This is a genomic window from Nonomuraea sp. NPDC048901, from assembly GCF_040649695.1.
GTDB lineage: Bacteria > Actinomycetota > Actinomycetes > Streptosporangiales > Streptosporangiaceae > Nonomuraea.
On the sequence record NZ_JBEZFW010000012.1, the window covers coordinates 227,053 to 242,273 of the forward strand.

Annotated in this window: 12 protein-coding genes; 6 read left to right on the top strand and 6 right to left on the bottom strand. The window is 69.8% G+C overall.

What is annotated here, in order from left to right; genetic code table 11:
• Positions 1 to 9: 9 nt before the first annotated feature.
• On the bottom strand, positions 10 to 321 hold the full coding sequence (locus tag AB0C30_RS36580) for an ATP-binding protein (protein WP_357952735.1): 312 nt from the start codon (positions 319 to 321) through the stop codon (positions 10 to 12).
• Positions 322 to 360: 39 nt separating this feature from the next.
• On the bottom strand, positions 361 to 1,476 hold the full coding sequence (locus AB0C30_RS36585) for a branched-chain amino acid aminotransferase (RefSeq protein WP_357952736.1): 1,116 nt from the start codon (positions 1,474 to 1,476) through the stop codon (positions 361 to 363).
• A 96-nt stretch (positions 1,477 to 1,572) separates the two neighbouring features.
• On the opposite strand from AB0C30_RS36585, the gene AB0C30_RS36590 reads away from it, so the two are divergent.
• Complete coding sequence (locus AB0C30_RS36590; protein WP_357952737.1) at positions 1,573 to 1,716, top strand: hypothetical protein; 144 nt, start codon at positions 1,573 to 1,575, stop codon at positions 1,714 to 1,716.
• A 63-nt stretch (positions 1,717 to 1,779) separates the two neighbouring features.
• Here AB0C30_RS36590 and AB0C30_RS36595 read toward each other — a convergent pair whose 3' ends face one another.
• The 4 genes from AB0C30_RS36595 to AB0C30_RS36610 form a co-directional block, all read right to left on the bottom strand.
• Positions 1,780 to 4,395 (bottom strand): hypothetical protein, encoded by a 2,616-nt coding sequence (locus tag AB0C30_RS36595; protein ID WP_357952738.1) that lies wholly within the window; start codon positions 4,393 to 4,395, stop codon positions 1,780 to 1,782.
• Complete coding sequence (locus AB0C30_RS36600) at positions 4,392 to 6,230, bottom strand: HSP90 family protein (RefSeq protein ID WP_357952739.1); 1,839 nt, start codon at positions 6,228 to 6,230, stop codon at positions 4,392 to 4,394. Before AB0C30_RS36600 ends, AB0C30_RS36595 begins: the two co-directional genes overlap by 4 nt.
• A 180-nt stretch (positions 6,231 to 6,410) precedes the next feature.
• Positions 6,411 to 6,827, bottom strand: coding sequence for an ATP-binding protein (locus AB0C30_RS36605; protein ID WP_357952740.1), 417 nt, complete (start codon positions 6,825 to 6,827; stop codon positions 6,411 to 6,413).
• 168 nt (positions 6,828 to 6,995) lie between these two features.
• Entirely contained in the window at positions 6,996 to 7,307 is a 312-nt protein-coding gene (locus AB0C30_RS36610) for an STAS domain-containing protein (protein ID WP_357952741.1), read from the bottom strand.
• Between the two features lie 193 nt (positions 7,308 to 7,500).
• Here AB0C30_RS36610 and AB0C30_RS36615 point away from each other — a divergent pair, with 193 nt between their 5' ends.
• The 5 genes from AB0C30_RS36615 (at position 7,501) to AB0C30_RS36635 (ending at position 15,198) form a co-directional block, all read left to right on the top strand.
• Positions 7,501 to 8,550 (top strand): LacI family DNA-binding transcriptional regulator, encoded by a 1,050-nt coding sequence (locus AB0C30_RS36615; RefSeq protein WP_357952742.1) that lies wholly within the window; start codon positions 7,501 to 7,503, stop codon positions 8,548 to 8,550.
• A gap of 111 nt (positions 8,551 to 8,661) precedes the next feature.
• Positions 8,662 to 10,827, top strand: a complete 2,166-nt coding sequence (locus AB0C30_RS36620; protein ID WP_357952743.1) for a CBM35 domain-containing protein — start codon at positions 8,662 to 8,664, stop codon at positions 10,825 to 10,827.
• 40 nt (positions 10,828 to 10,867) lie between these two features.
• The gene (locus AB0C30_RS36625) at positions 10,868 to 12,964 is read left to right on the top strand and encodes an alpha-galactosidase (RefSeq protein ID WP_357952744.1); all 2,097 of its coding nucleotides are present in this window, start codon (positions 10,868 to 10,870) and stop codon (positions 12,962 to 12,964) included.
• 28 nt (positions 12,965 to 12,992) lie between these two features.
• A complete protein-coding gene (locus AB0C30_RS36630; RefSeq protein WP_357952745.1) occupies positions 12,993 to 14,315 on the top strand; it encodes an ABC transporter substrate-binding protein in 1,323 nt (440 codons plus the stop codon).
• Positions 14,316 to 14,319: 4 nt separating this feature from the next.
• Positions 14,320 to 15,198, top strand: a complete 879-nt coding sequence (locus AB0C30_RS36635; RefSeq protein ID WP_357952746.1) for a sugar ABC transporter permease — start codon at positions 14,320 to 14,322, stop codon at positions 15,196 to 15,198.
• Positions 15,199 to 15,221: the final 23 nt, after the last annotated feature.

A 15,221-nucleotide genomic window follows, 5' to 3' on the forward strand; every position in this document is an offset into this window, starting at 1 on the left:
GGATCTTGCTCAGGGATGGTCCGGCTGCGGGGGCGTGGCCTCCAGGGTGACGGTGGTGCCGTTGGCATCGCTCTCGATGGTCAGCCGGTTGACCCACTGCCGGGCCTGCCACAGGCTGAGCCGCCCGCGCTCGCCGCCGTGGCGCACCGCGTTGGTGGTGATCTCGTTGACCGCCACCACGAACCGGTACAGGTCCGGCCCGGTGAGACCGTGTCGCGCGGCGTACCGCTCCACCAACCGGCGCAGCAGCACGAGCGTGCCGAAGTCGAAGCCGTACCGCGTCTCCGGACGGCACTCTCCGACGGCGACAGAGCCGTGCACATGGGAGCCCACCCCAGGGAATGGCGTCCTTCGCGCAGGTCAGTGCGCTGTCGTGCGCGGATGGTGCACCCAGCCGTGCGGGTCGGGGGCACGGCCGGTCTGTACGGCCATGAGCTTCTCGCGCAACCGGAGGGTGAGGGGTCCGGGCCGGCCGTCTGCCATCTGCCAGGCGGTGGTGCGGGTGCGGGCCCGGCCGACGGGGGTGATGACAGCGGCGGTGCCGCAGCCGAAGACCTCGGTGATCGAGCCGTCCGCCGCGCCCGTCTGCCACTCCTCCAGGCTGATGCGGCTCTCGCTGACGGGGTGGCCGAGGTCGCGGGCGAGGGTGAGGACGCAGTCGCGGGTGATCCCGGGCAGGAGTGAGCCGGTGAGGGCGGGGGTGGTGATCTCGGCGGCAGGGCCGTGGCCGCGTACGAAGAAGAGGTTCATGGCGCCCACTTCCTCGATCCAGCGCCGCTCGACCGCATCGAGCCAGACCACCTGGTCGCAGCCGTGCTCGGCGGCGTCGTTCTGGGCGAGGAACGCGGCGGCGTAGTTCCCGGCGAACTTGGCGGCGCCGGTGCCACCCGGGGCGGCCCGTACATAGTCCTCGGCGATCCACACCGACAGGGGTCTGATGCCGTCGGGGAAGAACGACCCGGCCGGGGAGGCGATGAGCAGGAACAGGTACTCGGCCGAGGGCCGGACGCTGAGCGTGCTCTCGGTGGCGAACATCAGCGGCCGCAGATACAGAGAATGGTCATCGGCGTCGGGAACCCAGCACCGATCCTGACTCACGAGCAGCTCACATGCCTTCATGAACAGCTCGACGGGTAACTCCGGCATGGCCATCCGGCGGGCGCTCGCCTGGAAGCGGTGCGCGTTGGCCTCGGGCCGGAACAGCGCGACCGTACCGTCCGGCTGCCGGTACGCCTTGAGCCCTTCGAAGATCGACTGGCCGTAGTGCAGCCCTGTGGCGGCCGGTTCGATGGTCAGCGGGGCGTATGGGCCCAGTGCGGCGTCATGCCAGCCCGCCTCGCCGGTCCACTTGATGGTGACCATGTGATCTGTCATGTACCGGCCGAAGCCGGGCGCGGCCAGAATCTGCTGCCGCTCGGCATCAGGACGCAGGTGAGGATGCGGTTTGATGGTGAACTGCGGGAGCGTGAGGGGCATCTGGGTTTCCCTTACGGCGAGTGCTCACCGTGGTGCGCGGTCAGCGGGTGCGGAACGGGTTTCGGAAACAGGCAGGGGTCGAGATCTTCCAAAACCATGAGCAAGCAGCTGCCCGTTGCCCGTGCGTACAGCGTAGACCCACTGGATGCCGGGGTGAATGGCGTCGACGAAGGAGAACGGCACGGCGACCAGTTCGACGTCGCGGTCGAGCTGTACTGGTCAAGCGGGAGCTGCCGATGATCCCGGGCGACGGCGTCGGGGCATCATCATGGCGGTCGGTGAGGGCGTGCCAGTGCCCGCGCGCTAGTCGACGTCGTCGTACTCGTCGAAGCTGTCCGTGATCATCTGCTCGAGTTGCCTCTGCGTCTCTGCGAGCTCCGCCAGCACCTCCTCGGACGGGCTGTGCTCGGCCAGCCCTACCAGTTCGGCGAGGACCGCACGCATCTCGGCGACGCCGGGCCGCTCCGCATCCTGGTGCTCCTCGGAATCAGGCTCGCCCATATAGCGCAGCAACCAGGCCGCCGACCGAAGACAGCGTACGCGCGGGGTGAGTTCGCCGAGTTCGGTCCAGAGCGCGGCCGCCCGCTGATAGGCGGCCAGCGCTTCTGCGGTCTGTCCGGAATACTGCAGAGCTTGGGCGGCGGACCAGGCCAGTTCGGCATGCATGGCTCGTTGGTCCGAATCATTCTGGACCAGCTCCGCACCTTGGAGAAACTGCTCAGCAGCCTCGCGGTGGCGGCCCAGCTCGCCCAGTGATGCGGCGTATTGTCCGCGGGTCATCGCGATGACCGGTGCGTCGTAAGGGATCTCCACCCTCGGGATCACGTCCTCGAACAGTGCCACTGCTTCGGCATGCCTCTCGAGACGGTGATAGGCGCGCGCCGCCGTGAACGTGTTGTGCAGGGTGTCGGGTTCGGACAGGCCATTCCAGCGGGCGGCCGCGGTCAGTGCCGCTCCGACCAGGTCGTGTTCACGGCCGGGCTGTCTCGAGATGGCCTCGACGAGCAGGGAGCTCAGCTGGGCGGTCTGGTCGTGCGGGACGAGATCGGCGCCGTACGTGATCGCCTTCGACGCGAACTCCTCGGCCGCCTTCGGATCGTCGCTCCCGAGGGCGTGCTCGCTGAGCAGGGAGGCGGGATTCGCGGCGCGCCACGGCTGCCCGGCTTCGAGATAACCCGCCACGGCGGCCTGCAGATGGGCACGCGCGCCGTCCTCATCACCGAGCGGGAAGGAGATCCGGGCCAGCAGGTCGTGATACATGGCCATGCGCTCGGTCACCGCGAGTTTCACCGCCACGGCGAGTTCGGCCTCCAGCAGCGCATGGGTGGCCTTGAGCTCGGCCTCGGCCGGGTTCTCCTGCTGCCCCAGCGCCGCCATTGCCATGAGGGGACCGGCTCTTCGCACGCTCAGGTATTCGCGCGAGGTGAGCTTTCCGGCCGCGTACGCGCTTTCCGCCTGCGCCATGACGCTTTCCGCCAATGCCTCGCCTCCGGTCTGATCCCTGGTCTGGAAGCGCGCCAGGGCCGCGGCGGCGCGGGCCTCCAGAGCCTTGGCAGTGTCGGCGAGCCGGTCGAAGCTCTCGGCGACAGCCAGCAGCGCGTCGTAGGCCGCGCCGGGGTCCGAGTCCAGCAGGGAGAGCACTTTGGCGTACTCGACCTCCGCGACAACGATCTCGGGCAGCGGCAGTTCACTGGCCGCGACGCGTTCCCACGCTCTGTCGGCGTGGGGATGGCGAGTCTCCGACAGGCGCCGCGCCTCTGCGACCAGGCCGTCGAGGCTCGAATCGGTGCCCTTCGGCGGGACCGGTACGGCACGACCGGCCGGCTGCGGCAGCGTCGCCGGGACGCCGAGCGGCAGCCGATCCGCCAACGGCTCCTGGGCGAGGCGCTTGGCGACGCGCTCGCTGAAGACGCTGCTGCCGTTGCGCGCGTCATAGCGGGCGCACAGCTCGCTGATCTCCTGTTCCAACCTGGCGAGAGTCGTCTCAAGAGTCAGCTCGCCGATCCGGATGCCACCGTGGCCCAGCATGGCCAGGCGGCGGAGCAGTACGACGACACCGCTCACGAAGCCGACCCGCTGCGAGACGTCCTCGTGCTGATTCATGAGCCAGGACGCGTGCTCGTTCAGGATCTCCAGGCCACGCGCCTCGTTGCCGGTCAGGGCGCAGAACTCGATGTGGTAGCCGACCGACTCGCGCAGGCTGACATCGTGGCGGACCAGCGAGTATCCCCTGAGGAAGGCGCTGCGAGCGTCCTCGGTTCGCCCGGTGCGCAGCAGGGGAAGCAGTGCCTTGGCCAGGACCCTGTGCGGCTCCTCCGCACATGACCACTCGCCGTCGATCAGCGGCGCCCAGTGGTCCAACGCCCCCGCGTCATCACCCGCCATGACGCGCCACGTGCCCCAGTCGTTGCCCTCGCAGGCTTCGCAGTCGGCCATCTGGTCGCGTGGAGCGGAGATCGACGACTCCATCGCCGCCGCTGCCGTCTCGTCGTCGCCGAGGTGCTGCGCCAGCAGCGAACGCAGGCTGAGCACCGGGCGCGGGCTGTATCCGCGCTGCCGATAGCGGTTCTGCAGCTCGTCGAGCCAGCGGTGGATGGTCGCCAGCGGCACGGCCGGGTTGAGGACGAGGTAGTAGCTCATCCACTTGAGCTCCCAGTGGATGTTATGGCTGAACGTGCCCACCTCGGCTGGGAAGTCGTCGTGAATCTGCAGGAGCCGTCCGAACGCGACCGGCATGCGGTCACGTTCGGCGCCGTCTTCGTAGGCCTGGATGAGAGTGAGCAGCACCTCGGCTTCCAGCGACCGGTCCTCGACCGCCTTGGCCGCGGTGGCGAGCAGTTCCAGGCGTTCGGCTTTCTGGCGTCCGCTCGGCAGCGCGTAGGTCTGACGCAGGGCGTCGCGGATCTCGGCGACGTTCATGCTTTGCCATCCTCTTCAGTGGATTCGGTCACGTTCTGGGAGGCCCAGCCGAGCAGCTCGTCGAAGGCGCGGTTGAGCAGTGCGGTGTCGACCGACCGCAGGGGCCGATGCGTCATCAGCAGCGCCTGGCCGTACAGCGCCTCGACGGCGGTGACGAGGAGTGCGGGATCGCTGATCGTCGCAAGCCGGCGGACCACCGGGCTGCGGTGGTTGAGTACGAGTTGCGCGCGAGGCTCAGCGGACTTGAGCGCCCCCAGGATCTCGGCCCACAGGTCATCCGCGTCGGCGGCGACCTCCGCGCGGGTTCGTTCGTTGCGTGCCTCGCGGGAGTCCAGATGCAGAGCGGACACCGATGCCGGAAAGAACGCGCGAAGGATCACATCGCAGCCCAGCGGGTCAAGCGTGGAGCGCGCCATCGCCATGAACCCGGCCATGGCCAGCTCATTCGCGCTGTCAACCGGGTCGAGCGCGGCGGTGACCACGTCCGAACCGAGCTCCTCGACCACCACTCCCGGCATGACATCAGGGAGCAGCGCGACCAGCTCGCTGTCGTAGGTGTAACCCCCGTTGACGACCGCCACGCCGTGGGCGGCCGCGATCGGCGCGATCTGCCGGAACTCCTCAACGGTGGGCGTGATCCGAACCACGGGGTGTTTCCTGGCGACCTCGGCAAACGTGACTTGACCGTCGGTCGTCTCCAACGTGAGATACGGCAGCATGATCCGGAACAGCTCGGCGTCATGCCTGGCCATCGCCTTCACCCCGAGGCTGTGCACAGCGAGGAAGGCGGCCAGGCGCTGCGGCTCCTGCGCGGCCAGCCCGGTGAGCCAGTCCCGCAGCCGGACACCTAGCGCCTCGCGGACCGCGACCAGCGTCTCGTCCTCGTACAGACCCTCACGCGATGCGGTCGGGCGCAGCGTGTCCGTATCGATCACGCAGCGGACGAAGAACGCCCAGTCAGGGAGCAGGCCGGTGGTCGCGTCGTTGAGCAGCATGCCCTTCAGGTAGACGCGGTGGCGGCCGCTGTCGGCCGGATTCGCCGGCTGCGGCAACACGTAGGCGGCGCCCCTGATCCCGGCCAGCTCCACGTCGAGCTCGACGACGTCGAGCGCGGTGAAGCCGAGCGCGCGCTCGCCGTACTCGATCAGCGCGACCCGGCGTGCGGCGGCCGAATCGTAGGAGCGGTCCCACACCGGCGGGCTGTCCGTGGTGCGGATCGTCCGCCCACTCGTGTCGATCGTCACCTCGTATGGCAGCAGCGAACCGAAGTCGCGGGCAAGGTCGGTGACCACGTCCGGGGCGAACCACCGTTCGGCTCCCGCTCGTGGCGTCAGGGAAACGGTCGTTCCGGGAACGGCGTGCTCATGCGGCGCAAGCCGCCGGACCGAGTACGTCCCATCGGACGCGGCCAGCCACTCAATGCCCGGCGCATCCGGGACGGTGGCAGAACGGCTGATCACCTGGATCCGCTCGGCGACGGTGAAGCAGGCCAGGAGGCCGATACCGAACTGGCCAAGGAACTCGCGGCGAGCCCCTTCCAGGTCATCGCGCTTCGATGACCGGCCGATGGTCGCGAGGAAACGATGGACGTCCGCCTCCGTCAAACCGATACCCGGATCATCGATCCGCAGCCCCGCGTCGTTCAAAGTGATCCGGATGGCGGTGGATGCCGTCGGGTCCATCCGCTGCCGCGCTGTCACCGCGTCGACCGCGTTCTGCAGCAGCTCTCTCAGGTAGACGCGTGGACTGGAATAAAGGTGGTGCGACAGGAGATCAACAAGTCCTCGCAGGTCAACCTGAAAGGAGTGGGCATTTCCCGACTCTTGGTCCAGCATGTGGAAGATCGTAGCGTCAAGCTATGACATTGAACTGATCAATTTCGGCCGCGAGCTCGAACACCGGCATCCTCCCTCCGGGCCTGACAGGGCCAGACGACCACCAGGTTCGCCTTCCGTTCCGTCTCGGCATCCGGAGGGAATGCCACTTTCGGCAACCGAGCGACTAAAGGATCTAGCTCAGGGACGGTCCGGCTGCGAGGCGGCGGCCTCCAGAGTGACGATGGTGCCGTTGGCGTCGCTCTCAATGGTCAGCCGGCTGACGCACTGCCGGGCCAGCCAAAGGCCTCGGCCGCTGCTGCTGTCGGCCGGTACGGCGTGGTGGCCCTGTGAGTCCGGCCGCGCCAGTCCCGGGCCGTTGTCGGTGACCCGGCAGTAGAGTCGGCCGCCGGTCTGCCACAGGCTGAGTCGCCCGCGCTCGCCGCCGTGGCGCACCGCGTTGGTGGTGATCTCGTTGACCGCTACCACGAACCGGTACAGGTCTCGCCCGGTGAGACCGTGCCGCGCGGCGTACCGCTCCACCAACCGGCGCAGCAGGACGAGCGTGCCGAAGTCGAAGTCGTACCGCGTCTCCAGGGTTTCGGCGGGTTCACTCATCGGCTCGTCCGCCCCGACCGGCGCGGGCAGGACAGGGCGGGGCCGCGGAGCGGAGACCACGGCGGAGCCCAGCCCTCATCAGCCCTGCCCTCTTCAGCCCTGCCCTCTTCAGCCCTGCCCTCTTCAGCCCAGCCCTCTTCAGCCCAGCCCTCTTCAGCCCGGCCCTCCTCAGGCCAGACCGAACGCGGACAGCAGCCCCGTGATGCGCAGCTGGTCGAAGACTCGAGACGTGGGGTGCCGCACGCTGAAGGCCGCCTCGACCTCGGCGGACGCCTTCATCGCGTCCACGAGCACGCCGATCCCGGAGGAGTCGATGAAGGCCACCTCGCCCATCTCGATCCACACCACGGAAGGGCGCTGGTCGAGTACGGCGGCGGAGACCGTGCTCCGCACCCAGGCCGCGTTCGTGAAGTCGATGTCGCCGCGCAGCACCACTTCCAGCGTGCCGTCGGTCACGGTGCCTACCGACACCACCTCCATGCGCGTTCCTTCCTCTGCCGATGCCGAGCACGGCGAGTCTGCCCCCATGATGCGCTCCGGACTGCCGGTCGGCGCTGCCGCATCCCAACATTGTCCGGTACATAGGGGTATTTATCACCCGTCCGGCCGCCACACCACCCGACGACGGCTCCCAGCGGGCAGGCGAGCCGGGGCGGAGCCTTACGATGTGATCGTGAGTCCGAGCCCTCGGCGCGAGCCGCGCTCCGGCGCCCGCAGAGGGGCCGTGCCCAGCATTCGCGACGTCGCGGCCGCGGCGGGCGTCTCCTACCAGACCGTCTCGCGTGTGCTCAACGACTCGCCGCGGGTGCGCCCCGACACCAGGGCGGCGGTGCGCGCGGCCATCGAGACGCTGGGGTTCCGGCCCAACCGGGCCGCGCGGGCGCTTGGCCTGGGGCGCGCTCCGGGCATCACCGTGGTGACGTCCAACACCATGCTGTACGGCTACGCGTCCACACTGCAGGGTATCGAGGAGGCGGCGCGGACCGAGGGCCTGGCCGTGGGGGTCAGGGTCGTGGAGTCGGATTCGCCCGCCGAGATCAAGCAGACCGTCGACTACGTGAGCGACCCGAGCGCGGGCGGCCTGGTCGTCATCGCGTTCGACCCGGCGGGTACGGCGGTGCTGGAGGCGTTGCCGGCGGACATACCGGCGATCGCCGCGACCGAGCCGGTGGCGCCCGACACGGGCCGGGTCACGATCGCGCTGGACGAGCGGGGTGCCGCCGCCGATGCCACCGAGCACCTGCTGGCTCTGGGCCACCGGACCGTGCACCATGTGGCGATCCCGTCCGAGGGGCGCTCCAGCGGCAGGCAGGCCGGTTGGCGCGACGCCTTGTCGCGGGCGGGGGCCGAGATCCCCGAGGTGGTCGGCTCCGGCTGGGACATCCGGGCCGCCTATCTGGCCGGGCAGCGGCTGGCCGGTGATCCGGACGTCACGGCGGTGCTGTGCGGCAACGACGACATCGCCCAGGGCGTGCGCCGCGCCCTCTACGACGCGGGCAGGGACGTGCCCGGTGACGTGAGCATCGTCGGGTTCGACGACATTCCCGGCTCGGCCTTCTGGATCCCCGCGCTGACCACCGTACGGATGGACTTCGTCGGGCTGGGGCGGGCGTGCTTCCTGGCGGCGGTGGCCGAGCTGACCGGCCAGCCACAGCCCGAGACCGAGCTGACCTCACCCCGCCTCATCGTGCGCGAGTCGACCGCCCCTCCGCGCCACGGCTGAAATCAGCACGTAACAATCCGGCAAAGGGCCCTTTCGCTCCTGCCGTGTGACCGCTCACACTCCATGTGACCGGTCACATGGCCGCTCCTCTCCCGGCAGGAGGTACTCCCGTTGACTTCGTTCCGGCTCCTGGGTGTCACGACCGTCGTCTCCGCGCTCGTCTCGGCCCTGCTCTGCGCCGCCGCCCCCGCGCAGGCCGCGTCCCCTGCCCTCGTCGTCGACCTCGCCTCGGACACGGGCCCGCTGAAGTACGGCGCAACCGGCTTCCTGTACGGCCTGGGCAACGACGGAATCCCCACCGACACCATGCTGGCGGCCCTCAAGCCCCAGGTCACCGCGCAGAAGGCGCCCGACGGCCGCCAGCATCCCAACGGCGACGCCCTCCAGATCGCCCCCATGTTCAAGCGCACCGGCGGCCGTGACATCCAGGTCTACATGCAGGACGTCTACCGCCAATGGCCGTACGAGAACCTCGGCATCGACGACTACCTGGCCAAGGTCGACACGATGACCCGCAAGATCGTCGCGGACCCGTACCGGACGTCGTACGTGTACGTGCCCTTCAACGAGCCCGACCAGATCTGGTACCAGGGCAACCTCAACGGCCTGCTCGACGCCTGGAAGCGCGTCTACCAGAAGATCCGCTCGATCGACCCGGGCGCCCGGATCGCGGGCCCCAACTTCGCCTCCTACCGCTCGGCCGACCACCGCGCGTTCCTCACCTACGCCAAGGCCAATAACGTGCTGCCCGACGTCTTCACCTGGCACGAGCTCGGCAACGACTTCTTTACCAGCTGGTACGACCACCACGCCGACTACCGGGCCATCGAGACGAGCCTCGGCATCAGCCCCCGGCCCATCGTGATCAACGAGTACGCCCGCTACTCCGGCGACCTGGGCGTGCCCGGCAACCTGGTCCAGTACGTGACCCGGTTCGAGAACAGCAAAGTCGACGCCTGCCTGGCTTTCTGGACCACGGCCGGCGCGCTCAACGACCTGGTGACCAGGAACAGCCAGGCCACCGGCGGGTGGTGGCTCTACAAGTGGTACGGCGAGCTGACCGGCCACACGGTCACCGTCACCCCGCCCACCAGGAACGGCTCCCTGCAGGGGCTGGCCGCCCTGGACCCGGCCAGGAAGCAGGCCCGGGTGATCTTCGGCGGCTCGCTCAACGTCAGCGACACCTATGCCGCCGACGTCGTGGTCAAGGGCATCGCCTCGGCCCCGTACCTCGGTAGCTCGGTCCACGTGACGGTGTGGGGGGTGAACAGCACCGGCCTCAACGCCTCCCCGGGCCCGGCCCTGATCCACGAGGGCGACTACACCGTCTCGGGCGGCCAGATCACCGTCCCGCTCACCGGACTGAACGGCGCCGCCGCGTACCAGGTCATCGTCACCCCGAACACCGACCTGACGCCCGCGGGCCCGGCCACCCGCTACCAGGCCGAGTACGCGGCGCTCGGCGGCACCGCCCGCGTCACCTACGGCCCCAACACCGGCTACTCCGGCACCTCCTTCTCCGAGGGGTACGGCGCCAGCGACACGGCCGCGACCACGTTCGTGGTGAGCGCGCCCAATGACGGCTACTACAACCTGGGCCTGCGTTACTCGGCGGGCCCGTACACCGGCGCGCCGCAGAACCGGGCCGCCCGCCTGGTGCTCAACGGCACCGCGTTAACCGACCTCACGCTGCCGGGAACCGCCGACTGGAACACCTGGAACACCGTGACGACCAAGGTGTTCCTCCAGGCCGGCGTCAACCGGGTCGGCGTGCACGCCTTCACCACCGACGACCGCGACGCCGTCAACCTCGACTACCTGGACGTGACCGCCACCACCGGCACCGTCACCGCCTATGAGGCCGAGAGCGGCGCCAACGTCCTGGGCGGCACGGCCGTGGTCGGCGCCAACGGCGCCGCATCTGGCGGCTCGTACGTCGGCTACATCGGCAAGGGCGCCGCCAACATCCTGCGCTTCACCGGCGTCAACGCCCCGGCCGCCGGCCGCTACCGCGTGGTGATCACCTACGCCAACGGCGAGCTGGGTGAGGGCGCGTCCAACTACAACACCAACATCGTGGACCGCTACGCCGACATCCGCGTCAACGGCGGCGCGGCCACCCGGGTCTACTTCCGCAACACGCTGGGCTGGTCGAACTTCCGTACCACCGTGATGACCGCCGACCTCAGGGTCGGCGCCAACACGATCGAGTTCGGCAACGCCGCCGCGTACGGCCCCGACGTCGACCGGATCCAGATCGCCGCCGCCCTCGGCTGACGCCTGTCTCACAACCACCGCACAACCGAAGGAGAGTTACGTGAAGCCTGCCGACGTGGTCGAGACCCTGCGCTGGGGGCATGGCGCCCTGGCGGCGGTGGTGGAGATCCACCCGGACCGGCCGGTGGCCCTCCAGAGGCTGGGACCGCCCGGCGCCGCGCCGTCCCGTCTGTCGCAGCCGCTGGTCGAGGTCCTGATCCCCGGCGAGGGCCGGGCCAAGGCCTCGCAGCGGCTGTCGGAGACGGCGGTCGGCTCCCGGTTGCGGTACGCGGGCGCCGAGCAGAGCCGCGACGGCGACTGGCACACGCTGCGCGTCGCGCTGCGCGACGAGGTGTCCGGGCTGGCGGCCGAGCTGACGCTGCGCTCCTTCGACGGCGTGGCCGCCTGCCAGGCCCAGGTACGGGTGACCAACCAGGGCACGGACCCGGTGCTCCTGCTCGCCGTGTCCTCCTTCGCCGGCGGGTTCCTCGGCCGCCCGGTGAGCGAGGTGGACGTCCTGTCCGCCGACAGCGAGTGGCTGGGCGAGAGCAGGTGGAGCAGGCGGCCGCTCGGCGAGCACATCGCCGACCTCGGCCTGGCCGCGCACGGCCAGCACGGGCGCGGCCGGTACGCGCTGAGCAGCACCGGCACCTGGTCCAGCGGGCGGTACGTGCCGATGGGCGGGCTGGCCGACCGGCGCACCGGCCAGACCTGGCTGTGGCAGATCGAGCACAACGGCGCCTGGGGGTGGGAGACCGGTGAGCGGCTGGACGGCGTGTACGTGGTGGCCACCGGCCCCACCGACGCCGACCACCAGTGGAGCCAGACCCTGGCCGCGGGGGAGTCCTTCACCACGGTGCCGGTCTCGGTCGCCGTCTCGGACGACGGGCTCGAGGGCGCGGTGGCCGCGCTGACCGCGCACCGCCGCGCGCTGCTGCGCCCGCACCCCGATAGGTCCGCGCTGCCCGTGGTGTTCAACGACTACATGAACACCCTGATGGGCGACCCGACGACGGCCAAGCTGCTGCCGCTGGTGGACGCCGCCGCCGCGGCCGGGGCGGAGATCTTCTGCGTCGACGCGGGCTGGTACGACGACGACGGCGCCTGGTGGGACAGCGTCGGCGCGTGGGAGCCCTCCCGGACCCGCTTCCCCGGCGGCATCCAGGAGGTCCTCGGCCACATCAGGGACCGGGGGATGACGCCGGGGCTGTGGCTGGAGCCGGAGGTGATCGGCGTACGCAGCCCGATGGCCGACAAGCTGCCGCCCGAGGCGTTCCTGCAGCGCGGCGGCCGGCGCGTGGCCGAGCACGGCCGCTACCACCTGGACCTGCGCCACCCCGCGGCCACCGGGCACCTGGACCAGGTGGTGGACCGGCTGGTGGAAGAGCTCGGCGTCGGCTACTTCAAGCTCGACTACAACATCAACCCGGGCGCCGGCACCGACCTGGACGCCGACAGCGCCGGCGCCGGGCTGCTGGCCTGCAACCGGGCCCACCTCGCCTGGCTGGACGGCGTCCTGGACCGGCACCCCGGGCTCGTCCTGGAGAACTGCGCGTCGGGCGCGATGCGCATGGACTACGCGCTGCTGTCCCGGCTGAACCTGCAGTCGACCAGCGATCAGCAGGACTTCCTGCGCTACCCGCCGATCGCCGTGGCCGCGCCGCTGTCCATGCTGCCGGAACAGGCCGCCAACTGGGCGTACCCGCAGCCGGAGATGACCGACGAGGAACTCGTCTTCGCCATGTGCACCGGCGTGCTGGGGCGGCTCTACCTGTCGGGCAACCTGCCCGCCATGAGCGCCGGCCAGCTGGACCTGGTGCGGGTGGGCGTACGCGCGCACCGCGACCTGCGCGCCGACCTGGTGCGCGCGATCCCGTGCTGGCCGCTCGGCCTGCCCGGCTGGGCCGATCACTGGCTCGCCCTCGGCCTGCGCGCCGGGGACACCACCCATCTCGGGCTGTGGCGCCGCCCCGGCGCCGCCGAGACCTCGGTCCTGTCGCTGCCCCACCTGGCCGGGCGGGCCGTCCAGATCGAGACCGTCTACCCGGGCGATAAGGCAGGATGGGGCCACTCGTGGGACCCGCAGACCGCCGAGCTGTCCGTGACCAGCACCGTTACCGGACCGACCGCCCGAATCCTGAAGCTCCGCACCCTCTGACCCCCCACGGACCAAAAGGAAACACACCGTGAAACTCACCGCGATCACGGCCGCGGCCGCCACCGCGCTCCTGACCCTCACCGCGTGCAGCGACCCGGCCTCCGGACCCGCCGCCACCCCGGCCGGGAGCGGGCAGCCCGCCGCCTGGGCCGCGCCCACCGGCCGGCTCGACGGCACCACGCTCACCATCTGGGCCGCCCAGAACAGCAACACCGTGCCCAAGGCCGTGACCGACGCCTTCACCCAGGCCACCGGCGCCAAGGTCGACGTGGTCACCATCCCGGACCCGTACGAACAGGGCGTACAGACCAAGGTGGCCACCGGCGACAAGCCCGACCTGGCCTTCTGGCAGCCGACCGCCTCCATGCTCACCGCACTGAACGCCAGGACCAACCTCCAGCCGCTGGACGGCGCCCCCTGGATCGCCTCGATGACGCCCGAACTACGCGACATCACCGGCCTGCTGGACAAGACCCGCTACGCCGCCCTCATCACCAGCCCGGCCGTCGAAGGCGTCTACTACAACAAGGAGGTCTTCGCCGCCAACGGCATCACCGCGACGCCCAAGAACTTCGACGAGATGGTGGAGACGGCCCGCAAGCTCAAGGCCAAGGGCGTCACCCCGTTCTTCGAGATGGCCGGCGACAAGTGGGCCACCCAGTGGTGGGTACAGGTGCAGCTCGCCGACGCCGCCCGCGACGGCTTGTGGGACCGGGTCAACACCGGCAAGGAGACCTTCTCCGACAAGACCATCCTGGACGCGATCAAGAAGTACAAGGCGCTGATCGGCGAGGGCCTGTTCAACTCCGACATCAAGACGGCGAAGTTCGAGGACCAGGGCGCGGCGCTGCTGTCGGGCAAGGCGGCGATGGCCGTCCAGGTGAACTCCTTCTTCGGTCAGCTCCAGGCCAAGGCCGACACCGCGACGCTGGACAAGAAGATCGGCTTCTTCCCGATCTCGCCGTCCGGCAACATAGGCACCTTCATCCCCGACCAGAGCAACGCGCTGGTGGCCTTCAGGACCGGCGACGCCAAGCGCGAGGCGGCGGCCCGCCAGCTGCTGTCGTACTGGATGGGCCCCGGCTACCAGGGCTTCGTCGCCGACCGGAAGACCGTCTCGCTGCGCGCCGACGTGCCGAGCCCGGCGGGCGTGCCGCAGGCGCTGCTCGACGTGCACAAGTCGCTCGGCGACGCGGTCGGCTCGATGCAGGCGCTCGCGGTGGCCAACCCCGACCTGTACCTCAACCTGGCCGACATGATCACCGGCAGCCTGACGCCCGAGCAGGTGGCCGCCGCGACCCAGAAGCAGTTCGCCCAGCTCGCGAAGGCGGCTGGCGCGTCCGGGTTCTGACCACATGTCCGCTACCAGCGCGCGCCACACGCATCCGATGTGGTTCCTGATCCCGGCCTTCGCGATCCTGTTCGTCTTCTTCTTCCTGCCGACCCTGTTCAACTTCATCTACGCCTTCACCGACTGGTCCAGCTTCAAGAGCGAGATCCGCCCCGTGGGGCTGGACAACCTCACCGACCTGCTGTCGGACGGCACACTGTTCAGCGCGCTGCGCATCACGGTGAGTTACGCCGTCCTGGTGGCGCTGTTCCAGAACCTGTTCGGGTTCGGCCTGGCCGTGCTGCTGGAGCGCGACACCTGGCTGAACCGGGTCGCCCGGCTGTTCTTCCTCATCCCGGTGCTGATGTCGGCGCTGGCGGTCGGCTACGTCTTCCAGGCGCTGCTGAAACCCAACGGCAGCCTGAACGGCCTGCTCGGCGGCCTGCTCGGCCACCCGGTGAGCGTCGCCTGGCTCGGCGACACCACCTGGACGCTGGTCGTGGTCTCGGTCATCCACGCCTGGAAGTGGATGGGGCTTTCCATGCTCATCTACCTGGCCGGGCTGAAGACCGTGCCGGAGGACGTCACCGAGGCCGCCAGGATGGACGGCGCCTCGCCCTGGCAGGCGTTCTGGTCGATCCGCTTCCCGCTGCTGGCGCCGGCGGTGACCTTCAACGTCGCCACCGCGCTGCTCGGCTCGATGAACGGCTTCGACATCGTCCAGGCCACCACCGGGGGCGGGCCGGCGCGCAGCACCGAGATCCTCAACATCTTCATCTACCGCACCTTCGGCCAGGGCCTGTTCGCGCAGGCCACGACCATGAGCCTGGTGCTGTTCCTGCTGGTCGGGCTGCTGGCCTTCCCCGTCATCCGGATTCTGCGCAAGCGGGAGGAGATCCTGTGACCGTTCGTACGGGCGGGAGTGTC